This is a genomic window from Streptosporangium sp. NPDC000239 (genome assembly GCF_040300765.1).
GTDB lineage: Bacteria > Actinomycetota > Actinomycetes > Streptosporangiales > Streptosporangiaceae > Streptosporangium.
Map to the genome: position 1 here is coordinate 1 of NZ_JBEPEI010000011.1, position 20,760 is coordinate 20,760.

General features: G+C 72.3%; 22 protein-coding genes. 19 read left to right on the top strand and 3 right to left on the bottom strand.

The genetic code is table 11. The features are described 5' to 3' along the window. Both ABT340_RS24970 and ABT340_RS24975 read right to left on the bottom strand, forming a co-directional pair. A partial coding sequence (locus tag ABT340_RS24970; protein WP_352013242.1) for an AMP-binding protein occupies positions 1-1,036 on the bottom strand: 1,036 nt, incomplete at its 3' end. A 93-nt stretch (positions 1,037-1,129) separates the two neighbouring features. Continuing rightward, positions 1,130-1,351, bottom strand: a complete 222-nt coding sequence (locus tag ABT340_RS24975; RefSeq protein WP_352013243.1) for an MbtH family protein — start codon at positions 1,349-1,351, stop codon at positions 1,130-1,132. Between the two features lie 624 nt (positions 1,352-1,975). On the opposite strand from ABT340_RS24975, the gene ABT340_RS24980 reads away from it, so the two are divergent. Continuing rightward, positions 1,976-2,494 carry a YbhB/YbcL family Raf kinase inhibitor-like protein gene (locus ABT340_RS24980; RefSeq protein WP_352013244.1) on the top strand — a complete coding sequence of 173 codons (519 nt, stop codon included), beginning with the start codon at positions 1,976-1,978 and terminating at the stop codon, positions 2,492-2,494. A 21-nt stretch (positions 2,495-2,515) separates the two neighbouring features. Here ABT340_RS24980 and ABT340_RS24985 read toward each other — a convergent pair whose 3' ends face one another. After that, entirely contained in the window at positions 2,516-3,244 is a 729-nt protein-coding gene (locus ABT340_RS24985) for a haloacid dehalogenase-like hydrolase (protein ID WP_352013245.1), read from the bottom strand. A 670-nt stretch (positions 3,245-3,914) separates the two neighbouring features. Here ABT340_RS24985 and ABT340_RS24990 point away from each other — a divergent pair. The 18 genes from ABT340_RS24990 (at position 3,915) to ABT340_RS25075 (ending at position 20,719) form a co-directional block, all read left to right on the top strand. Then, on the top strand, positions 3,915-4,730 hold the full coding sequence (locus ABT340_RS24990; RefSeq protein WP_352013246.1) for a 2-oxoglutarate and iron-dependent oxygenase domain-containing protein: 816 nt from the start codon (positions 3,915-3,917) through the stop codon (positions 4,728-4,730). Beyond that, positions 4,714-5,763 (top strand): hypothetical protein, encoded by a 1,050-nt coding sequence (locus ABT340_RS24995; RefSeq protein ID WP_352013247.1) that lies wholly within the window; start codon positions 4,714-4,716, stop codon positions 5,761-5,763. The genes ABT340_RS24990 and ABT340_RS24995 overlap by 17 nt, the downstream gene beginning before the upstream one ends. Then, a complete protein-coding gene (locus ABT340_RS25000) occupies positions 5,756-6,634 on the top strand; it encodes a phosphotransferase family protein (RefSeq protein ID WP_352013248.1) in 879 nt (292 codons plus the stop codon). The genes ABT340_RS24995 and ABT340_RS25000 overlap by 8 nt, the downstream gene beginning before the upstream one ends. After that, positions 6,631-7,806, top strand: a complete 1,176-nt coding sequence (locus tag ABT340_RS25005; RefSeq protein WP_352013249.1) for a type III PLP-dependent enzyme — start codon at positions 6,631-6,633, stop codon at positions 7,804-7,806. The genes ABT340_RS25000 and ABT340_RS25005 overlap by 4 nt, the downstream gene beginning before the upstream one ends. A gap of 5 nt (positions 7,807-7,811) precedes the next feature. Next, positions 7,812-9,014, top strand: a complete 1,203-nt coding sequence (locus ABT340_RS25010) for a hypothetical protein (RefSeq protein ID WP_352013250.1) — start codon at positions 7,812-7,814, stop codon at positions 9,012-9,014. Continuing rightward, the gene (locus ABT340_RS25015; RefSeq protein WP_352013251.1) at positions 9,011-9,934 is read left to right on the top strand and encodes an NAD-dependent epimerase/dehydratase family protein; all 924 of its coding nucleotides are present in this window, start codon (positions 9,011-9,013) and stop codon (positions 9,932-9,934) included. The genes ABT340_RS25010 and ABT340_RS25015 overlap by 4 nt, the downstream gene beginning before the upstream one ends. Further along, positions 9,913-10,224: a hypothetical protein gene (locus ABT340_RS25020; RefSeq protein WP_352013252.1), complete on the top strand. Its 312-nt coding sequence runs from the start codon at positions 9,913-9,915 to the stop codon at positions 10,222-10,224. The genes ABT340_RS25015 and ABT340_RS25020 overlap by 22 nt, the downstream gene beginning before the upstream one ends. Further along, positions 10,196-11,839, top strand: a complete 1,644-nt coding sequence (locus tag ABT340_RS25025) for a GMC oxidoreductase (protein ID WP_352013253.1) — start codon at positions 10,196-10,198, stop codon at positions 11,837-11,839. Before ABT340_RS25020 ends, ABT340_RS25025 begins: the two co-directional genes overlap by 29 nt. Further along, a complete protein-coding gene (locus ABT340_RS25030; protein WP_352013254.1) occupies positions 11,836-12,777 on the top strand; it encodes an ATP-binding cassette domain-containing protein in 942 nt (313 codons plus the stop codon). The genes ABT340_RS25025 and ABT340_RS25030 overlap by 4 nt, the downstream gene beginning before the upstream one ends. Then, positions 12,764-13,546 (top strand): ABC transporter permease, encoded by a 783-nt coding sequence (locus ABT340_RS25035; protein WP_352013255.1) that lies wholly within the window; start codon positions 12,764-12,766, stop codon positions 13,544-13,546. Before ABT340_RS25030 ends, ABT340_RS25035 begins: the two co-directional genes overlap by 14 nt. An 11-nt stretch (positions 13,547-13,557) precedes the next feature. Then, positions 13,558-14,568, top strand: coding sequence for a hypothetical protein (locus ABT340_RS25040; protein WP_352013256.1), 1,011 nt, complete (start codon positions 13,558-13,560; stop codon positions 14,566-14,568). Beyond that, positions 14,538-15,092 (top strand): hypothetical protein, encoded by a 555-nt coding sequence (locus tag ABT340_RS25045; RefSeq protein WP_352013257.1) that lies wholly within the window; start codon positions 14,538-14,540, stop codon positions 15,090-15,092. The genes ABT340_RS25040 and ABT340_RS25045 overlap by 31 nt, the downstream gene beginning before the upstream one ends. A 48-nt stretch (positions 15,093-15,140) precedes the next feature. Continuing rightward, positions 15,141-15,584, top strand: a complete 444-nt coding sequence (locus ABT340_RS25050; protein WP_352013258.1) for a type II toxin-antitoxin system RatA family toxin — start codon at positions 15,141-15,143, stop codon at positions 15,582-15,584. 85 nt (positions 15,585-15,669) lie between these two features. After that, positions 15,670-16,947, top strand: coding sequence for an aspartate aminotransferase family protein (locus ABT340_RS25055; RefSeq protein ID WP_352013259.1), 1,278 nt, complete (start codon positions 15,670-15,672; stop codon positions 16,945-16,947). Then, positions 16,944-18,191: an acyl-CoA dehydrogenase family protein gene (locus ABT340_RS25060; RefSeq protein WP_352013260.1), complete on the top strand. Its 1,248-nt coding sequence runs from the start codon at positions 16,944-16,946 to the stop codon at positions 18,189-18,191. The genes ABT340_RS25055 and ABT340_RS25060 overlap by 4 nt, the downstream gene beginning before the upstream one ends. 13 nt (positions 18,192-18,204) lie before the next feature. After that, positions 18,205-18,459, top strand: a complete 255-nt coding sequence (locus ABT340_RS25065; protein WP_352013261.1) for an acyl carrier protein — start codon at positions 18,205-18,207, stop codon at positions 18,457-18,459. After that, positions 18,456-19,685 (top strand): beta-ketoacyl-[acyl-carrier-protein] synthase family protein, encoded by a 1,230-nt coding sequence (locus ABT340_RS25070; protein WP_352013262.1) that lies wholly within the window; start codon positions 18,456-18,458, stop codon positions 19,683-19,685. The genes ABT340_RS25065 and ABT340_RS25070 overlap by 4 nt, the downstream gene beginning before the upstream one ends. Beyond that, positions 19,682-20,719 (top strand): SDR family oxidoreductase, encoded by a 1,038-nt coding sequence (locus ABT340_RS25075; RefSeq protein WP_352013263.1) that lies wholly within the window; start codon positions 19,682-19,684, stop codon positions 20,717-20,719. The genes ABT340_RS25070 and ABT340_RS25075 overlap by 4 nt, the downstream gene beginning before the upstream one ends. Positions 20,720-20,760 lie beyond the last annotated feature (41 nt).

Sequence of the window (20,760 nt, forward strand, 5' to 3'; positions counted from 1 at the left end):
CGAGGTAGCCGCGGGCCAGGTGGTCTCCGGCGACGTACAGCTCTCCGGGCACCCCGGCGGGAACGGGCCGCAGCGCGGCGTCCAGGACGTAGGCGGCCGTGCCGTCGAGCGGCCCGCCGATCGGAACCACGTCGCCGGGCTCGGTCACGTGGTGGGCGGTGGCGTAGACCGTGGTCTCGGTCGGGCCGTAGCCGTTGTGGACGTCACCCCCGGCCGCCAGCACCCGTCCGACCGCGGCGGCGGAGGCGGCCTCGCCCGCGATCCACAGCTCGGGTACGGCCGCCAGCACCTCGGGTGAGTCCTCGGCCAGGACGTTGAACAGTCCGGTGGTCAGGAACACGCCGGTGAGGCGTTCCTCGTGGAGCATCCGTTCGAGGGTGGGCGCGTCGAGTACGCCGGGCGGGGCGACGACCACCGTCCCGCCGTTGAGCAGCGGAACCCACAGCTCGTACATCGACACGTCGAAGGAGGGCGCCGTGTGGTGCAGCACCCGCCGATGGCCGGGCCCCCGCCAGAGACGGTCGGCGGCGAAGGCCGCGACGTTGTGGTGGGTGACGGCGACGCCCTTGGGGGTTCCGGTGGAGCCGGAGGTGAACATGACGTAGGCGAGCTGCCGGGGGTCGGTGTCGTGCCGAGGGTCGCCGGGGTGGGTCTCACCGGTGACCTGGATGGTGGTGAGGCCGGGCCCGGGGTGGGTTGTGTCGGTCACGGCCAGCCTGGCGCCGGTCTCCCGCCTGATCCAGTCCATGCGCTCCGGGGGATAGGCCGGGTGCAGGGGGACGTGGACGGCGCCCGCCTTGGCGACGGCCAGCAGGGCGACGACGGTTTCCGCGGATCGTTCCAGCAGGACGAGGACGGGGGTCTCGGGTCCGGCTCCGGCCGCGGTGAGGCGGCAGGCCAGGGCGTTGGCGCGGGCGTTGAGCTCCGCGGCGGTCAGGCGGGTGGTGCCGCAGACCACGGCTTCGGCGCCGGGGTCCGCCGCGACCCGCGCCTCGAACAACCGGGCGAGACTCTCACGGCGGGAAAGCGGGTTCATCGGGCCTCCTGGTTCATGACACGGCGACCAGGGAGCCGCCCGGCCGCTGACGGGACGGAACACGCCGGGCACGACCGGGAGCGGGAGCTCTTCTCATAAGACCGGGAGACCTTCCCGCGACGCCGAGAGGCCGCGGGGCCGCATGTCGGTCCAGTTCGCCTCGACGAATTCAAGACAGTCCCGGCGGCTGCTTTCCCCGAGCGCCACCTCCCATCCCCTGGGAATTTCCTGGGAAAAAGGCCACAGGGAGTGCTGGCCCTCACCGTTGACCAGGACGAGGTAGCGCCCGTCTTCGTCCTCGAATGGATTGCTCATGGAAACTCCGTACTCTGGTGTGGTCCTTGGCGCCGACGCCGGGAGAACGCCGGAAGGACATCGGTGGAACGCCGGGAGGGCATGAACCACACCGCCCCCGGTAAGCTCGCGTTTGAATTCGGATTCGCCCGCGAGAGGAAAGTCAGAGAAGTCCGTCCCGTGTCCGCCCGGACGGTCACCCCTGGTAACCGGGCGTACGGCCGCCCTATACGAGCGGCGTGGGGCCGGAAGGAGAAGACCGGGGAGTCGCTCAGGAGGGCGGCGAGGCCGTACGGCACCTGCGACGCGCGGAATTTCTGAGGACAGGGCCGGGAAGAGCGCGGAACCGCGCCGAGGGCCGGGGGGAGGAAATGCCGTTTCCATCCTCGAATGGATTGCTCATGGAAACTCCGCGCTGTCGGATGCGGGTTTGTGAATCGTCTGGTCGGCCGGGCGCAGGATCGTCGCGTGACGCCGGGTGCCGACTGGCAACCCCGCTTTGCCATTGATGCTCCAAAAGCGGAGTATGCCCTCAGGCCCCATACAATTGTCAACCCTTGACAAAGGTTCCGGGCGGAGAAACAATCCACTGCCGGATGACGTCCGGCGGGAGGCCGGCGCTTCCCGAGGAGAAACGGAAGAACGATGGCCGAGCGTGCGCCGCTGCCCTATGCCCATCTGCGCCGGGTTCCGGCGTTCGACGTCGTCAGCGACGACCTCGTGGACGGCGGGGTCCTGCCCGACGCGCACGTCTACGAGTCCGGCAACCTCTCCCCGCACCTGCGCTGGTCCGGCGCCCCCGAGGGGACGGTGAGCTACGCGGTCACCTGCTTCGACCCCGACGCGCCCACCTGCAGCGGCTGGTGGCACTGGCTGCTGGTCGACATCCCGGCGGAGGTGACCGAGCTGCCGCGCGGAGCGGGCAGCGGTGACATGAAGGGTCTGCCGGGCGGCGCGATCCACGGACGCAACGACTACGGCACCTTCGACTTCGGCGGGGCCGCCCCGCCTCCCGGGCCACCGCACCGCTACGTCTTCGCCGTCCACGCCCTCGGCGTGCGGAGCGCCGAGGTCACCCCCGACCAGACGGCCGCGATCTTCTCCGGCACGATCAACCACCACGCCCTGGCCCGCGCGGTGCTCACCGTCGAGTACGGGATCTGAGACCCTCCCCGTGGAGGGCGGTCACCGGCCTGACGGCTCCGTCCGCCACGGCAGGACCGCGCAGTCGCCGTCGGTCCCGGCCATGATGCGCCTCAGATGGGGGGCCGACGGGCTGATCGCGAACCGGCGCCGGGCGGCGAGCAGCAGCGGCAGGTCGGCCGCGCTGTCGGAGTAGGCGTAGCCGAAGGGCACCGGTACCCCCGCCGCCCGCAGCATGAGCACCTTTCCCTCACCGAGGCAGCGCTCGCCGACCACGAGCCCGCCGAGCCTCCGCCTCTCCCGGGTGGCGACGATCTCCACGCCGTCCAGCCCGAGCTCGGCGCAGACCGCCCTGACGACGCGCGCCCCCGAGCCGCTGGCGATCACGACCCGGTCGCCCCGGGAGAGGTGTTCACGCAGCCGGTCCAGTCCCGCGCGCATCGGGTTGGCCGAACCCGCTCCCGCGTGCCCCGTCGCGAAGACGCCGGCCAGCCGGTCGAGTTCCGCGTCGTCGCTGCCGACGGTGGCGAACCAGCAGAGCCCCGACAGGGCGGCCCTGCGCGTCCTGACGTTGGGCAGCGCCCGCAGCGTGGCGATCACCGGGAGGGCGGGAAGCAGGAGCGCGAGCCGCCACGGCCGCCGCCGCATCAGCCAGCGCAGGAACCACTCGCCGCACTCGCCCCTGACGAGGGTGCCGTCCAGGTCGAAGACGGCGATCACCGGCGCCTGCCCCGGGATGTCCCCGGACGCGGGGGAGAGGCTGTGGTCCACGGTCGGTTCCTTCGCGGGTCGCGGGGGAGGTCCGGAACGCTCCACACCGCCGGGGAGATCGCCGGGCCGGTGGGAGGTCCGTGACATGGACGGCCCGGGACACGCGTGGATGCGCGCGGGCACGCCGTCGGCCGGTCCGCCCTCGGTTCACCCTCGGTTCGCCCTCAAGGGGCCCGGCGCGCGATCAGTGTGCCATGCCGGAAGCCCGTTGACCATGGGGAAAACGCTTTGTTCCCTCCCTTGGACCGTTCTCATTAGTGACGCGAATAAATTATTAAAGTCCTGTCCGAAACCGGCGGCCCGGGTGGCGGTACGGGATGCCGTGAGGGGTGGGGGCGCAGTTCCGGACCGACCGGAACGTCTCGGTCGTATCGTGTCCGGAATTGAGAGAGCGTTATCTGGAGAGTTCTCCGGTTGCGTCCGTAACCCAAAAACATGAGTTCCCCTCGCGTACGGCACATCCGAGTTGGTCTGCGGTCATTTAGGTGCGTAGCGAAGTCGCAACTTTGGGTGACTTTAATCTGAAAATTCACCATTTATTTGCTTTGATCACCTCCTATACACTCGCTCGCGGCGCTGGTCGGGAGACCAGTGACCGACGGCCGCGCGATCGCGCTCTGCCTGGCATTTGCCACCGCCAAACCTTCGTACGACGGGGGACATCCTCGAAATGCCACACAAGACCCTTGACTACGCTCGAGAACTACTCGGGGTCGGCTATGCGCGCATAACACTGGGCGCGAAGGAGGCCGCTCTCCTGGCCACCGCCCTGGACGAGTGCCGGCGCTTCTTCTCCCTGCCCGACGCGACCAAGGCGCGCTACTCAAGCGCCGACTGCAACTTCGGCTACCGCCCGCTCGGCATGGAGTACTCGATCACCGCGGACCGGCCGGACCTGAACGACTGCTTCACGCTGTGGTCGGACCGGCTCGACCTCGTGCCGAACTCCGCGGAGCTGACCTCCCTGACGGACGCGCTCCTGGCCTGGCGGAACCACCTGTCCGCGCTCGTCTCCGACGTCGTCGGCCACGTCGCGGGAATCATCGGGGACGCGCAGGCGCCCTCCTTCGAGGCAGCCTCCTACCTGCAGGTCAACAACTACACCCACGCGGACGGGGAGCGCGACCTGCTCCAGGACCGGCACGAGGACGGCCACCTGGTCACCGTCATCCACACCACCGCCCCCGGCCTTGAGATCTGGCCGGACGGGGAGTGCCTGCCGGTCGAGATGGCCCCCGACGAGGTCGTCCTGATGCCGGGCTCGGTCTTCGCCGAGCTCACCGGGGGAAAGGTCGGCGCGCTGGACCACCAGGTGCGCAACCTCGGCCTCGACCGGCGCATGTCCCTGATGTACTTCGTCAACCCCGAGCTGACCGAGCCCCTCTACCCCTGGGTGCGCACCGAGGGTGAGGCCCCCGCCGACCTGCGTGACAAGATCCGCAGTCACCCGGCGACCTTTGGACTCCCCCATGTCCCCGTCCTCTGACCTCCGTACCGTCCTCATCGTCGGCTCCGGCGACGGCACGGGACTGAACTTCTCCCGCTCGCTCGCCCTGGCCGGGGGATACCGGACCGTCGGTGTCGACACCACCCTTGAGGACTTCCACGCCAGTGAGGCGGACGCCCGCTACCTCGTCTCCTGGAACGACCCCGCCGACCTGGTGAAACAGGTCAACGACATCGCCGGGCGGGAGTCGGCCGACCTGATCTACGCCGCCGACACCAGCCCCGAACTGCTCGCCGTCGCCGAGTCCCGAGACGACCTCGTCGCGCCCACCCTCCTTCCCGACCGGGACGACCACCACAGGATGGAGGACAAGTGGGCCACCTGGCAGGCCCTCAGGCAGGCGGAGCTGCCCGTTCCCGACACCGTCCTGGTCGACTCACCGGCCGACCTGGAGGAGATCATGGCGCGCCACCCCAAGGTGTGGCTGCGCCGCCGCAGCGGCAGCGGGGGAGCGGGCTCCATCGCGACCGGGTCGATGCCGCTGGCCACGGCCTGGCTCGACGAGCACTCCGGCTGGGGCCACTTCACCGCGGCCGAGCACCTGTCCAAGCGGACCGCCACGCTCAGCGGGCTCTGGAACGACGGTGAGCTGGTCTGCTCCCAGCTCAGGGAACGGGTCTCCTGGAAGTACGCGACGCTGTCGGTCTCCGGCGTCACCGGCATCACCGGGGCGCAGCGCACCTTCTGGGACGAGGAACTGCACGAGCTGGCGCTGCGGTGCGTGCGGGCGGTCTGCGCCCGGCCGCACGGCATCATCGGCGTCGACTTCACCTACGGCCACGACGGTACGGCGCTGCCCACCGAGGTGCAGCCCGCCAGGTTCTACTCCTCGATCTACTTCCTGGCCACGCTCGGCGTCAACATGCCCGACCTGTACTGCAGGCTCGCCCTCGACGGCGGCCACGGCCTGCCCGGCCCCGCGGCGAACCCCATCAGGGAGAGCCACTACTGGGTGAAGTCGGTCGACAAGCTCCCCCGGCTGCTCTCGCCCGAGGAGTTCGCCCGTGGGTGAGTGGACGCATCACGACCTGCGGCGGCTCTGCGCGGCCGGGCGGCCCATCACCAAGGGGCCGCTGAACGACACCTACGCCGCGACCCTCGGCGGAAGAGCGGTGTTCGTCAGGCACCGGGTCCTGGACGACCCCTGCTACGGCCAGACCTTCGCCGGGGAGCGCCTCGTCGGTCCCCTGCTGCCCGGCCGGATCAGGGTGCCCGAGATCCTGCAGGTCGTCCCGGACGAACAGGGTGACGACCGGTTCGCCGTCTTCGAGTTCGTCGACGGTCACACCCCCGACTGGGACGACCCCGAGGTGCTGACCGCGCTGGCCGACCGGCTCCTCGACGTGCACGCGATCCCCGCCGACGGCCTCGGCGACGTCGGCGGGCCGCTCAGCCGTACGGCGGTGCCCGCCTACCTGCTCGGCCTGCTGCGGCGCGAGTGCGAGCTGCTGCCCGCCCACGCGGGCGAGCTCACCGGCGCGGCCGACCTGCTCATCGGCGCGATGGCCTGCTTCGAGGACGAACGGCCCTGCCTGTGCCACGGCGACGTGCACCGGGGCAACTGGCTGGTCGACCGGTCGGGGGAGCTGTGGACGCTCGACTGGGAGGCGGCGCGGTTCCGGGTCGCGGCGGCGGACTTCAACCAGATGCGCGCCGACTGGCTGACGGCCGCGCAGGAGGAGACCGTCCTGTCGCGCTACCTGGAACGATCCGGAAGGGACCGGGCCGTCTTCACCCGGCAGATCGCGATCCTGCGCCTGCTGTGGCACCTGCGGACCTACAACTTCCAGGTCCTGGTCAGAGGCCGCTCCCCGCGGCGGCACCTGGAGAACCTGGAGGCCGCGCGCGCCCTCCTCGGAGAGATCCTGGGAGAGGGCCCGTGACGATCCCCGCGCACCTGACACCCGCCGTGCCCGTCTCCGGCGACGCCGGCCTGGCCACCCCCTGCCTGATCCTCGACGAGGACCTCGTCACCGCCGCCTTCACCGGCTTCCGCGCGGCCTTCCCCTCGGTCGGCGTCCACTACGCGGTCAAGTGCAACCCCGACCCGGCGCTGCTGCGGCACCTGCGGGGGCTCGGCTGCGGCTTCGAGATCGCCTCCCACCCCGAACTCGAACTGCTCACGAGCGTGGGCGTCGACCCGGCCGAGGTGCTCTACAGCAATCCCGTACGGCCCCGCGAGCACATCTCCCGCTGCCACGACGCCGGAGTGTGGCGTTTCTGTGTCGATTCGCCGCACGAAATGGCGAAACTGTCACAGGCGGCGCCGGGAGCGCACGTCTACGCCAGGCTCGGCACCGGCCAGGCGACCAGCGTCGTGCCGAGCGAGGGGAAATTCGGCGTCTCGAAGGACGATGTCTGCGACCTTCTCCTCGGCGCCGGAAAAATGGGGTTGAAACCCCATGGAATCGCCTTTCACGTCGGTTCCCAGATGACGGATCCGCACGCCTGGGACGCCCCGCTGCGCGACGCGGCCGAAATCATGGAACGGCTCGCCGAAAAAGGCGTGAGAATCGCCATGCTCGACATCGGCGGCGGATTTCCGGCGCGCTATGACAAGCCGGTCCCCGGCATCGGGGAATTCGGACGGCACATAACCGGTCTTCTCAATGCGCTGCCGTACCCCGTCGAGGTCGTCGCCGAGCCGGGACGCGCGCTGGTCGCCGAGGCCGGGGTCATGGTCTGCCGGGTCCTGCAGGTCGTCCGCAGGGGCGGGACCTGGTGGGCCCACACCGACCTGGGCGTCTTCAACGGGATGATGGAGGTCCTGGAGACCGCGGGCGCGCTGGTCTACCCGATCTCCGGAGAGCGGGAGAGCGGCCCGCCGCGCAGGTACAACGTCACCGGGCCCACCTGCGACAGCCAGGACACCTTCGCGACCGGCGTCGAGCTGCCCGAGGACCTGGCCGAGGGCGACCTGCTGTTCGTCGGCTCCGCGGGCGCGTACACCACCGCCTACTCCTCGCAGTTCAACGGCTTCTCCACACCCCACACCGTGCTGCGCCGCCCGTCGGGCCCCCGCGTGACCACCGACCGTCCCGAGTTCGGAGAGTGAGACAAGTGAGTGCTCTGACCGGCGCCGAGGAACTGCTCGGCGACGTCGAGGACGCCGCGGCCAAGGCCCGGTGCGAGGTCGCCGCGGCCTGGAACGTCGCGGGCCTCGAACTGGACGTGCGCTGCGGTGACCAGGCCCTGTTCGAGGCCCTGCACGCCTACCTCGGCTCGCACACGGGCCCGCCCGCGGGGGGACGTCCCGACGTCGAGATGACGTTCGTCGCGGACGACGCCCTGGTGGGGCGCCTTGAGGAGGCCGCCGCCCGGCTGGCCGCCCCGGCGCCCGCGATGATCTCCTACTGCAGCACGGAGAAGGGCAGGCTCCCCGTCGAGCACTGGCGGGCGGGGGAGGCCGTGCTGCTGCGCACGGTGAAGACCCCCACCTGGCTGCTGGCCGACGCGGGCTACACCCGCCTGACGTTCGTCGTCGGCGGCGCCTACCCGGCCGCGCCGACCGTCCACAAGGACCTGGCGCTGCTGATCCTGCACGTCATCCAGCGCACCCTGGAGGTTCGCGGGCAGCTGCAGGTCCACGCCTCGGCCGTCGTCGTCGACGGCAGGGCCGTCCTGTTCTCCGGGCCGAAGCGCTCGGGCAAGACGACCTGCTTCCTCGACGCGATCGTCAGGACCGGCGCCAGGCCGCTGTCGGTCGACAAGGTCCACCTGGCCGAGGACCCGGCCACCGGGCGGCTGCGGGTCTTCGGCGTCCCCACCCGCCTGCGGGTCCTGGCGGGCACGCTGCAGAAGTATCCGGGAAGCTGGGACACCTTCATCCCCGAGGACTACCGGGGGGTCGACGAGGAGCGCCTGTGGCGCGGCGAGAGCGACTCCAAGGTGACCGTCCCGCTGACCAGCCTGCGTTCGATCACCGGCGCCGACTTCGAGCTGAGCGCGCCGCTCGGCATGATCGTGCTGCCGGACGTCGCCAGGGGACGCGACCCCCTGCTGCGCGAGGTCACGGACCCCGGGGAGATCGCCTCCCTCATGCGGCCCAACGTCTACACCCCGGACAACCCGGAGGAGGACTGGTGGTCCGGGATCGGCGGGCACCTGGCCGCCGACCTCAGGGCGCGGGCCGAGGCGTTCCTGACGGGCGTCGGTTCCAGGGTGCCGATCCTGCGTCTTGAGGGAGCAGAGCGGATCGACCACCTGCTCCAGGACGCCTGGCGCAGGCTCGCCGCCGTACCCGTCACCGTTCCGGGCCCATGACCAGGGCACTGGTGCTCGGCGGCACCCGGTTCGTCGGGCGGGCGGTGGTCGAGGCGCTGCTGCCCTCCTGCGAGGTGACCGTGCTCAACCGGGGGACACGGCCGCTGTGGGACCCCAGGATCGTCCAGGTCGTCGCCGACCGGCGGGACGCGGCCTCGACACGCGCCGTCCTGCGCGGGAGCTACGACGTGGTCGTGGACGTCTCGGGCACAGAACCGGTCCACGTGCGCAACGTCCTGGACACGCCCGCCGTGGCCGGGGCCGTCCGGTACGTCTACGTCAGCTCGGCCGCGGTCTACCGGCGCGGGCACGCGGGCCCGCCCTTCCACGAGGACGACCCGGCGGACGGCGACCCCGCCTGGGGCGGCTACGGCGAGGACAAGGCGGAGTGCGAGCGGCTGCTGTCCGGCCTGCCCGGCCTGACGGTCCTGCGGCCGCCCTACGTGTACGGCCCGCGCAACACCGAGCCGAGGGAGAGCTTCCTGTGGGCCAGGATGCTCACCGGGCAGCCGATCTTCGTGCCGGGCGACGGCCGTACCGGGATCCAGTTCTGCCACGTCCGCGACCTGGCGGAGACCGTGGCCGCGGCGTGCGCAGGAACTCTTCCCCCCGGCGTCTACAACGTCGGCGGGCCGGGGAGTTGCTCCTTCACCGACTATCTCGGCCTGCTCGCGGAGATCGCCGGGACCGGGCACAGGGCGGTGCACGTCCACGACGAGGAGGTCCCGGCACGGGCCTACTTCCCCTTCCGCGACCTGGAGCTGACGCTCGACACCACCCGTCTCGACCGGACGGGAGCGGGGGCGGCCACCCCGCTCGCCGACGGCCTGCGCGAGACGCTGGCGTGGCTGCGCGCGCACGGCTCCCTGGCCGACGAGCCCACCGAACAGGAGAAGAAATGGCGAGCGACGACGCTCTAGCGGACGTCGTGGCGGCCGTACTGGACGCCTACGGCCTGCCTGAGGCGTCCCTGGAGCCGCTCGCCGGGCAGGTGCTCACGGCGGCGCGGGAGCGCGGGCTCGGCTCGGCGGACCTGGCCGGGGCGGGCGTGCGCGGCTGGGAGGACCTCAGGCGCGTCCTCGACGGCCCCGACGAGCGGGCCCGCGCGTCGGCCGAGTCGGTGTGCGCCTGCGTCAACGACGTGCTGTTCTCATCCCCGCGCTGGCGGAGGGAGGTTGGCTATGAGCACCCGATGGACGAGCTCGGCTGACGCGGTCGTCGTCGGTTTCGGGCTCACCGGCGCCCCCGTCCTCGAACGGCTGCTCGGCGCCTCCGGCGCCGGCGACGTCGCCGTCCTCGACCGGGGCGCCTTCTGGGAGCCGGAGGGCCACGCCTTCCCCGGCGAGCGAAGCCTGATCCTCGACCGCCCGCTCACCGTCGACCCCCGGGAGGACCACGTGCTCCTGCGGACCCCCGGCGCGGGCCCGGCGCGGTTGCGCAAGTGGTGGGCCTCCCGGCTCGCCGGCGGCGGCTCCTGGCTCTGGTACGGCCAGCTGTCCCGCTTCCGCCCCAGTGACCTGCGGATGCGTTCGGCGTACGGCGGCGCCCTCGGCCCCGAGGTGCGCGACTGGCCCATCGACTTCGCCGAACTCGACCGGGCCTACGCCCACATCCAGGGGAGGCTGCGGCCCTTCGGCTGCGCCTACGGCCACACCGAGGCCGCCTACCGGGACTTCGACGGCGGGCCGTACCTGGAGAGGCCGGGGCCGAGTCACCTCGAACGGCTGATGGTCGACCGGCTCGGCCGTGACGGCCTGAACGCCTACGTCGGGCAGAGCTGCCTGGGCGGGCGCGCCTGGGACACCTGCCCGGTCTCGCCCGTCACCGGGCGCCCCGCCGAACGCGGCCGGCCGATGCTGGCCCGCCCCAACTGGTACGTCGACCTGTACGGCACGCTGCGCGAGGACCCCAGGGTGCGCCTGCTCGGCGGCTGCTACGTCTCCCGCGTCCTGGTCGACGGGGGAGCCGTCCAGGGCGTGGAGTACCTCCAGCGCGACGACGCCGGAGACCTGCGGACCCGGCGGATCAGGTGCGGCACCGTGGTGCTCGCCCCGGGCGCCCTGGAGACCAACCGCATCCTGCTCAGCTCGGACCTGCCCGACCGCAACGGCCTGCTCGGCAGGCGCTTCACCTTCACCCTGGAACGCACCGCCTACCTGGTGACCGCGGAACCGCGCGAGCGGGACCTGGCCGACCGCCTGGCGGGACTCTACGGAAACGTCGTGATCAAGGACTTCTACGACCTCGGGGAGACGGGCCCGCTGCGCAAGGGCGGCAAGTTCGCCCTCTACGACGCCTACGTCGCCGAGTCACCGGCCAGGCACGTCCGCAACCTGCGGATGCGCGGCCCGGAACTGGCCCGCTTCCTGCGGGCGGAACGCGGGCACTACGTGGTCAAGGTGAGCTTCAAGGGCGAGTCACTGCCCTCGGCGGGCAAGTTCGTCTCGCTCAGCGCCCGCAGGAACGCCTTCGGCGCCAGGGTGCCGACGGTGACCTACACCCCCCACCCGGCCGACCTGCTCCTGCAGGAACGCGTCACCGCCATCCTCCCCAGGATCGGGCGTGCCCTCGGCGCCGTCGAGACCCGGGTGCACCCCGTCCCCTCCGGCGAGGACCTGGTCTCCGCGCACCACCACGGCGGCGCGGTCTTCGGCGACGACGCCGCGCAGGCCGTACTGGACCGCGACTGCGAGTGCTTCGAGGCCAGGGGGCTGTTCGTGGCCGACTCCAGCTTCATGCCGACCTCGGGCGCGACCAACTCGTCCCTGACCGCCATGGCGAACGCCCACCGGGTGGCCGGCGTCGTCGCGGCGCGGCTGTCATGAGCGGCCTCACCCGCGAGGGCGGGACCCCCGCGGACCAGGCCACCGGGGACCACCTGCTGGCCGTCACGGACCTGTCCTTCGCCTACGGCGACTCCCAGCCGGTCCTCACCGGCGTCACGCTGCGGCTGCGCGGGGGCCAGGTGCTGGGCGTCCTCGGCCGCAACGGCGCCGGCAAGAGCACCCTCATCAACGCGATCCTCGACATCGTGCCCGGCAGGCGCGCCGGAGAGGTCGTCCTCGGCCAGGAGGGGACGGGCGGGGACACCCGGCGGCACGTCGGCGTCGCCGGCCAGCGCATCTCCCTCTACAAGAAGCTCACCGTCGCCGAGAACCTCACCCACGCCGCCAGGCTCGTCCTGCCGCGCGGGCGGGTCGCCGCCGCGACGGAACGGGCGATCGAGGACTTCGGCCTGGCGAAGGTCGCGCGGACCCCGGTGCACCGCCTTTCGGGAGGGTGGGAGCGGCTGTCCCACATCGCGGCGAGCTTCGTCCACGCCCCAAGGCTCCGCTTCCTCGACGAGCCGACCAGCGCGCTCGACTTCGAGACCAGGACCAGGCTGGTCGCCCTGATGGCCCGGTGGCGCCAGGACGGTGACGCGATGATCGTCACCTCGCACTACCCCGAGGACATCGAGGAGACCTGCACCCACGTTGCGGTCGTCTCCGGCGGCACCGTCGTCGGCGTCGGCCCGCTGCGGGACCTGCTCGGCGGCTACCACAGCGAGCTGCTCATGCGGGTCGGCGGCGAGGACGGCCCGCTGACGCTGCGCGCCCCGGCCCCCGGGACGGTCGGGCAGGCCGCCGAGACCCTCGCCCGCTGGGCGCGGGAGGGCCACGCCGCCTCCGCCGTCGAGTCCGTACGGCTGACCAGCAGGAACCTGCGGGAGATCATCTCCCTGGACCCCGAACTACGCGGGAGCGTCGGTGAGAACGACTGAGGGCTCTACCAAGGACAGGGCCGGTTTCTGGTCGGTCGCCGCGGGCTACGCCACGACCGAACTGCTCGTGCTGTGGCGGATGCGCACCCCGCTGGTCTTCATGTTCGCGGTGCCCGCCACCCTGGCCCTGACCCTCGGCTCCGCCGTGGCGGGGGAGGGCAGCCACGGGCGCGCCATGCTCGGCATCGCGGTCATGTTCAGCTTCACCACCACCCACTACACGGGCCTGGCGCTGTTCCGCGAGTTCGGCAGCAACACCTGGGTGCGGCAGGCGCTCCACCGGCCCCCCAGGGGCGCCTTCCTGCTCGGCAAGATCCTGCCCATCGCGGGGATCGGCCTGACGCAGCTGAGCCTGTTCACCGCCATCGCCGTCGTCTTCTACGGCACGCCCGTCCACGGCTCGGTGTGGCAGCTGCTCGCGATCGCGGTCACGCTGCTCGGCGTCAGCTGCGCCATGGGGGTGGTGCTCTATCTCGTCACCGCCGACACCTCGACCTTCGAGAGCCTGTTCTACATCTTCCTGATCACCGCGGGCAGCGTCGGCGGCGCGATCGTGCCCGACGGGAACCTGCCCGCCCTGTCCAGGGCCGTCGGTGTGCTGACCCCGCACCACTGGGCCCTGCGCGCTTTGGACGAGGCGACCTCGGGGCGGGGGGAGTGGGGTCCGGTCCTGCAGTCGATCGGCGTCCTGGGCTGCTGCGCCGTGGTCCTGGGGGCCGTCGCCGCGACGGCCTTCGACTACCGGCGCCAGAAATACGACCTGTACTAGAAGGAGACCCCTTGACATCGCCTGACGACATGGCGCGATATCTCGGCGCGCGCCTGGCCGCGCACGGCAGGACGACCGGCGACCTCGTCGCGGAGGTGGACACCAGCTTCGGCGAGCCCCTGCTGATGTCGGCGGCCGGCTCGGTGGTGCACGGGTTCGGCACCCCGATGAGCGACGTCGACGTCCACGTCGTCGTCGAGAGCACGAAGGTGACGGGCCTGCCCATCACCTCCTTCAGCCTCGGCGTCGCCGTCGACGTCAACTACATCAGGGCCGACTCGATCCGGCGCGCGGCCGACGCCCTGGGCGCCCCCGGCGAAACGGCGAAGGTGGACCGCTCCGCCTGGCGGGACTACCGCAGGAAGCTCGCCCAGCTCAACCGGCTGATCCTCGGCCTGCCGCTGCGGGGAGACCAGGACTGGCTCGACTGGCAGCGCGAGCGGCGCAAGCCCGTCGCCGACGCGACGGTCCGCTGGTGGCGGACGGAGGCGGTGCGTTACCGGCTGGCCTGCGAACTGCTGCGCGAGACCAGGCCGCTGGCCGCGGCCGAACGGCTCGGCAGGGCCGGGGTCGCCGCGCTCGACGCGCTGGCCACCGCCAGGGGCGAGCTGTGCTTCGGGCAGAAGTGGGTCGGAGCCAAACTCGACCGGCTCGGCGACACCGAGCTGGCCGCGCTGTACGGGCGCTTCCTCGACCTGCCCGCCGGAACCGGGGACGCCCACGACTACCTGCGCCGTACCGGGGAGCTCTTCGACGGGCTGGCGGCCAGGCTCGACCTGCCGGACGACCCGGCGGTGTGCCTGACCCCCGCCGCGGGGCTGAAGACCTGGCACACCCACGGCGGGCGCGCCCTCGTCCACCGGTGGGCGCTGCGCGGGGCCGAGGGGCCGGAGCGGGAGCTCGCCCCCCTCGGCGAACCCGGCTGGAGCTGGACCGGCGCGAGCACGGAGATGACGCGGACGCACCGCGAGCTGGCACGGGAGGACCTGCTGTGGCTGTCGATCGACTGGAGCACGACGTGAACGACGAGAGCCGCGAGACGGGCCTGACCCCGGTGCGGGACCCGCGCAGATGGGCCGCCCACGAGTGCTTCGGCGTCTTCGAGCTGCTCTTCGAGGTCCACGCCAGCTACGAGGACCTGCTCGGCACCCTCGACGAGGGGCTCCTGCAGGTGGCGAGGTTCGTCGCCAGGGACACCGTCGTGCGCGCGCTGGCCGTACGGTCCCTGCTGCGGGAGGGGCTGCCGCCCGACGAGCACGACGTGCTGGCCGACCCGTACGCGGGACTCGACGAGGAGGAGATCGAGCGCGGCCTGTCGGCGGCCCGCGCCGTGGCGCTGGCCGCCGACGTCCCCGCCGCCCGCGAGGCCGCGGCCAGGGTGGGCGACTACGTCGCCGAACTGGAGCGCGACCTCGGCTTCACCACGCCCCCCGCCTCGATCCGCGGACCCTCCGGCCTGTTCCCCGCGCTCAGGCTCACCAGGACGCTGCTGCCCCTCAACGAGGCCTCAGGACTGCCCACCGCGTTCCCCGCGGCCTGGTCCTGACACCCCCGAACCCGCCCGCCGAAGAGAGAAGAGACGACAGTGCCCACCGTGACGACGACGCACACGAGCGCCGAGCCCGCCCAGCGGATCTGGGAGGTGCTGCTCGACTGTGAGGACTACCCCACCTACATGGACGAGGTGGTCGACGTGACGATCCTCGACCAGTCGGAGACGGGCAGGACCAGCCGATGGGCGGTGCTGCTGAAGGGCTCCGAACTGGAGTGGGTCGAACGGGACAACGTGGACCACGAGCGCCGCAGGATCGAGTTCGAGCAGATCGAGGGGGACCTGGCCTACTTCGACGGCTACTGGCAGGTCACCGACGACGGCGCCGGACGGACGACGATCGAGCTGCACGTCGAGTTCGACATCGGCATCCCGCTCATGGCGGACATGCTCAACCCGGTCGCGGCCCGCGCCCTTGAGGAGAACTCCAGGGCCATCCTGACCCGGCTGAGCACCCGCAACAGCGACGTCAGCCCCGTCGCCTGACCGCGCCTGACCGCACGGCACAACGCGGGTCCGTGTTCTCACCGGGCACGCAGAAGGTAAGGAAAGGGAAACGTTGGATCGCCACGTGCTGGAACCGTCCGCCCCGCCGGGGGCCGCGGCTCCCGACATCGCACGGGTCACCTTCCGCAGGATTCAGCGGCACATGTCCCCGGGGATCGCACTGAGCGGCAAGTTCGCCGGCCAGGGCGCGGTCGAGGAGAGCGCCTCGGGCTGCGAGGTGCTCCTGTCGGACGGCCGCTCGGTCCTGGACTTCGGCTCCTACGCGGTGACCCTCCTGGGCCACCGCAACCCGGCCGTCGTGGACGCCGTACGGCGCCAGCTCGACGTCATGCCGACCTCCACCAGGAGCCTGGCCAGCCCGGTCTCCGCCCTGGCGGCCGAACGGGTCAGCGAGTATCTCGGCGGCGGCCTGAACCGGGTCTACTTCGGCATCAACGGCGCCGACGCCGTCGAGGCCGCGGTGAAGCTCGCCCGCCTGGCGACCGGCAGGCGCGTCGTCGTCGCGGTCGAGGGCGGCTACCACGGCAAGTCGCTCGGCGCGCTCGGCCTGACCCACCACGACCGTTTCCGTGACGGCCTGACCGGGCTGCTCGACGGTGTGCTGCACGTCGCCCCCGACGACCCGGAGGCGGTGGCGCGGGTGACGGCCGAGACCGACGTCGCGGCGGTCGTCTTCGAACCCGTCCAGGGGGAGAACGGCGTGCGCCCGCTGGAGACCGAGGTGCTGCGGCGCTGGAGCGCCGACGCCAGGCGGGCGGGCGCCTTCACGGTCTCCGACGAGATCCAGTGCGGCCTGCGGCGCTGCGGCGACCCCTCGGTCGCGCTCGCGGCCGGGATCGAGGTGGACGCGGTGCTGCTGGGCAAGCCGCTCGGCGGCGGCGTCGTGCCGGTCTCCGCCCTGGTCTGCTCCGACGCCCTCTACGAGCCGCTGCTGAAGGACCCGTTCCGGCACACCGCGACCTTCGGCGGACACCCCCTGGCGACGGCCGCGGTCCCGGCCGCGCTGGCCGAGATCGAGGCCGCGGCGGACAACGGCGCCGAGCTGGCCCGGCTGATGGAACAGGGCCTGCGGACGCTGCGCGAGGACAATCCCGGGCTGGTCGCCGACGTCCGCGGCAGAGGACTGCTGTGGGGCGTCGACTTCGCCGGGACCGAACTGGCGGGCGAGGTCCAGATGGGACTGGCCAGCCGCGGCCTGCTGGTCTCCCCGTGCCTGAGCAGGCCGCGGACCCTTCGGCTGCTCCCGCCGCTGGTCGCGGGCCCGGCCGAGGTCGGACGGGCGATGGCCGTACTCGACGACGCGCTGAAGGAGGCCGGGGCGGCATGGGGAGGACGCCGGTGAGCACGACGGCGAGCACCGGCCTCCCGTCCGGTGAGCTGTGGCCGGACGTCGGCGCCCTCATGCCCGCCGACGCCCTGGAGAGCATCGCGGCGGGCGCGGCGGCGGCCGACGAGAGCGGCCGCCCCGACCCGGCGAGCCTCGACCTGCTGCGGAGGATCGGCTGGCCCGCCCTCGCGATCCCCACGGACTTCCAGGGCAAGGGCGCGAGCCTGCTGGAGTCGTGCGCCGCGCAGCGCCTGCTCGGCAGGGCCGACCCGGCGCTCGCGGTCGCGGTGAACATGCACATCTTCACCATCGGCCTGACGGTCGAGCACTGGCGGCGCAACACCGACGTGTCGTGGCTGCTCATCGAGGCCATCGCGACCCAGAACCGGCTGGTCGCCTCCGCCTTCGCCGAACCCAACCTGGGCGGCTCGGCGACCAGGTCCACACTGACCGCCGGGCGGGTGCCCGGCGGCTGGGAGGTGACCGGCAGGAAGTACCCGTGCTCGCTGGCCGCGGAGGCGGACCTGGTCTGCCTCCAGGTGGCCGCCCCGGGCCAGGACGGCGCCGCCCCGCAGGTCCTGGTCGCGATGCTGCCGACCAACGCCCCCGGGCTGAGCGTGGTGGAGAACTGGGACGCGATGGGCATGCGCGGCTCCGCCTCCAACACCCTGGTGCTCGACCGCTGTGTGATCCCCGACGAACTGGTCTTCTACCAGGCCCCCGCGGGCGCCGAGGACGACGACGTCCTGGCGGCGGGCGTCATCTGGTTCTCGCTGACCGCGACCGCTGTCTACCTCGGGCTGGCCGAGTCGGCCCTGGGTGCCGGGCGCGACCTGCTCGGCACCCAGCGGATCGCGCACCTGGGCAGCACCAGGGCGCGGCTGCCGAGCTACCAGGCGGCGCTCGGCGACCCGTACGCGGCGCTGCTGACCCTGGAGGCGGGCTGCGCGGCCGTCGCCGCCGGGATGGACGCCGGCGCCGACCCGCAGCGGCTCCTGCCCGCCGCGCTCGCGGTCAAGCAGCAGGCGGTGCGTACGGTGCCCGACCTCGTCTCGGCGATCGCCGAGGCGTGCGGCGGGGCGTCCTACGCCAGAGGGGGCGTGCTGGCGCGGCTGTGGCGGGACGCCCAGGCCGTCCGTTTCCACCCGCCGACCCCCGTCGCGACCCGGCAGTTCCTCGGCAGGCGCGCGCTGGGCGTGCCCGCCTCGCTCGACCTGGACGAGTGCGCGCCGTCCCTGGCCCCCAAGCACCACACCTGATGAGAGAACGACGATGAACCGAGCCGAAATATCCGAGTTGATGATCGAGAAGGTGTCCGAGGTCCTGGGGGTCGACCAGGCCGAGATCGGCGAGCAGACGGACCTGGGCGCGGAGTACGCCGTGGACAGCCTCGAACTCATGGAGATCGGGGCACGGCTCGAACGGGCGCTCGGCGTCCGGATGCAGATCGAGGACCTCCTCGACATGCGCAACATCGGTCACGCCGTCGACCTGGTGGCCGCGCGGATCTCGGCGCACCCGGCATGAGCGGCCGCAGACGGGTCGCGGTGACCGGCCTCGGGGTGAAGTCCCCTGCGGGCAACACCGTCGAGGCGCTTCTGGGGCGGCTGATCGAGGCCCGGCCGACCGCGGCGACGGTCGAGGAGCTGGTCAGGAACGAGGTCGCGGTGACGTTCGCGTGCACCGTCCCGGAGTTCGACCTCGACCACTACCTCACCCTCCGCCAGCGGCGCCAGATGGACCGCGGCACGACGCTCGCCCTGGCCGCCGCGGCGGACGCCGCCGAGGGGGCCCGGCTGGAGGACCTCGCGCCCGAGCGGGTCGGGGTCGCGGTCGGCACCGGGGTCGCGGGCCTGGGCGCGACCGAGGAGGTGCTGCGGCGCTGCGAGCACGACCCGGCCAGGATTCCGGCGTTCACCGTGCCGCAGATCATGTCGAACTCCGCGGCCGCCAGGATCGGCATGCGGCTGGGGGCCAGGGGCACCACGCTGACCTACGCCACCGCCTGCGCCAGCGGGGCGACGGCCATCGGCGAGGCCATGCTCAAGATCCGTTCCGGTGAGTGCGACGTCATGGTCGCCGGGGGTGTCGACGCCCCGGTCACCCCGATGGTGATGGCCTCCTTCGCGCGGATCGGCGCGCTGTCCGGCCGCAACGACGACCCGGCGGCGGCCTGCCGTCCCTTCGACGCCGACCGTGACGGCTTCGTGATGGGGGAGGGCGCGGCGTTCCTGGTGCTTGAGGACTGGGAGCACGCCAGACGGCGGGGCGCCGCCGTACTGGGGGAGGTGCTCGGCTACGGGAGCACCTCCGACGCCCACCACATCGTCGCGCCCCGGGAGGACGGCGAGGCCGCGGCCGCCTGCATGGCCATGGCCGTACGGGACGCGGGGCTGTCCTTCTCCGACGTGGGCCACGTCAACGCGCACGGCACCTCCACCTACCTCAACGACCGGGCCGAGGCCCGCGCGCTGGCCACCTGCTTCGGCGACCGCTGCCCGCCGGTGACCGCCCCCAAGGGCGTCGTCGGTCATCTGATCGGCGCGGCCGGGGCACTGGAGGCGGTGATCTCGCTCGGCGTGGCCCAGGCGGGGCTGGTGCCGCCGGTGGCCAACTTCGGCAAGAGCGAGTGCGCCGACGGGATCGACCTCGTCGCGGGGGCGCCGAGGCGGATCGGCTCGCCGGTCGCGCTGTCCAACTCCTTCGCCTTCGGCGGGCACAACGTGTCCCTGGTGCTGCGGGCCGCCGTATGAGCGACCGTGTGGGCGGCGCGCGGCGGGTGCTGCTGACGGGATCGACCGGGGTGGTCGGCACCGAGCTGTGCCGTGCCCTCGGGAGCGCGCCCGTCGAGCTGGTCCGGGTGGCCAGACGTCCCCAGGGGGAGGGCGAGATCGGCTGGGAGATCGGCGTCCGGCCGCCCCCCGAGGAACTGCGGGGCCCCTGGGACGTCGTCGTGCACGCCGCGGCCTCCACCCGGTGGACGATGAACGCGCAGGAGGCGCTCGACTCCAACGTCCGGCCGCTCGACGCGGTGCTCGGCCTGCTCACGCCGGAGACCCACCTGGTGCACGTCTCGACGGCCTACGTCGGCGGCTCCGACGACCCCTACGCCAAGGACGAGGGATTCGGGCGCTACCGCAACGGCTACGAGTGGTCCAAGGCCAGGTGCGAGGAGCTGGTGCGGGAACGCCACCGGGGCCCGGTCACGATCGTACGGCCGCCGCTGATCCTCGGCCGGGACGACGACGGGTCGATAGCCCGCTTCTCCGGCCCGTACACGCTGCTGCAGACCCTGGTCTCCGGGCTCGCCGCGGCCGTGATCGGCGAACCGGGGGGATACGCGGAGGTGGCGCCGGTCGACCTGGTGGCCGACGTGATCGCGGAGGCCGTCACCGGGCCGCCGCCGGAGGGCCTCAGGGTCGAGACGATCGCGGGCGGCGGCGCCTGCATGACCCTGCAGACGCTCCTGGACGTCACCTGCGGCACGCTCAACGGCTGGCGCGCGGAACGGGGCATCCCGCCGGTGGCCGTGCCGCCGTTCATCTCGCCCAGGCGCTGGCACCGCTTCTTCCTGCCCTTCGCCGAGCAGCACCTGTCGCCCATCCAGCTCCAGGCGGTGCGGCTGCTGGGCATGTTCGAGAGCTACACCAGCATGGCCGACCCGTTCGAGCCGACGCGTCAGGTGACCGACCCGGCGGCGACCCTGGCCAGGTCCGTCCTGTGGTGGGCCGACGCCAAGCCGCGCCTGGCCTCGCGGATCTCGGAACCGTGGGGCCTGATCGCCTGAGACCCCTCCCAGGCCCGGTCCCGGCGAGGACCGGGCCGGGG

Excerpts from the sequence above, each read along its gene's own strand:
- ABT340_RS25025 (WP_352013253.1), top strand. The coding sequence starts at position 10,196 with ATGAGCACCCGATGGACGAGCTCGGCTGACGCGGTCGTCGTCGGTTTC.
- ABT340_RS25015 (WP_352013251.1), top strand. The coding sequence starts at position 9,011 with ATGACCAGGGCACTGGTGCTCGGCGGCACCCGGTTCGTCGGGCGGGCG.
- ABT340_RS24990 (WP_352013246.1), top strand. The coding sequence starts at position 3,915 with ATGCCACACAAGACCCTTGACTACGCTCGAGAACTACTCGGGGTCGGC.
- ABT340_RS25065 (WP_352013261.1), top strand. The coding sequence starts at position 18,205 with ATGAACCGAGCCGAAATATCCGAGTTGATGATCGAGAAGGTGTCCGAG.
- ABT340_RS25070 (WP_352013262.1), top strand. The coding sequence starts at position 18,456 with ATGAGCGGCCGCAGACGGGTCGCGGTGACCGGCCTCGGGGTGAAGTCC.
- ABT340_RS24995 (WP_352013247.1), top strand. The coding sequence starts at position 4,714 with ATGTCCCCGTCCTCTGACCTCCGTACCGTCCTCATCGTCGGCTCCGGC.
- ABT340_RS24980 (WP_352013244.1), top strand. The coding sequence starts at position 1,976 with ATGGCCGAGCGTGCGCCGCTGCCCTATGCCCATCTGCGCCGGGTTCCG.
- ABT340_RS25075 (WP_352013263.1), top strand. The coding sequence starts at position 19,682 with ATGAGCGACCGTGTGGGCGGCGCGCGGCGGGTGCTGCTGACGGGATCG.
- ABT340_RS25030 (WP_352013254.1), top strand. The coding sequence starts at position 11,836 with ATGAGCGGCCTCACCCGCGAGGGCGGGACCCCCGCGGACCAGGCCACC.
- ABT340_RS24975 (WP_352013243.1), bottom strand. The coding sequence starts at position 1,351 with ATGAGCAATCCATTCGAGGACGAAGACGGGCGCTACCTCGTCCTGGTC.
- ABT340_RS25020 (WP_352013252.1), top strand. The coding sequence starts at position 9,913 with ATGGCGAGCGACGACGCTCTAGCGGACGTCGTGGCGGCCGTACTGGAC.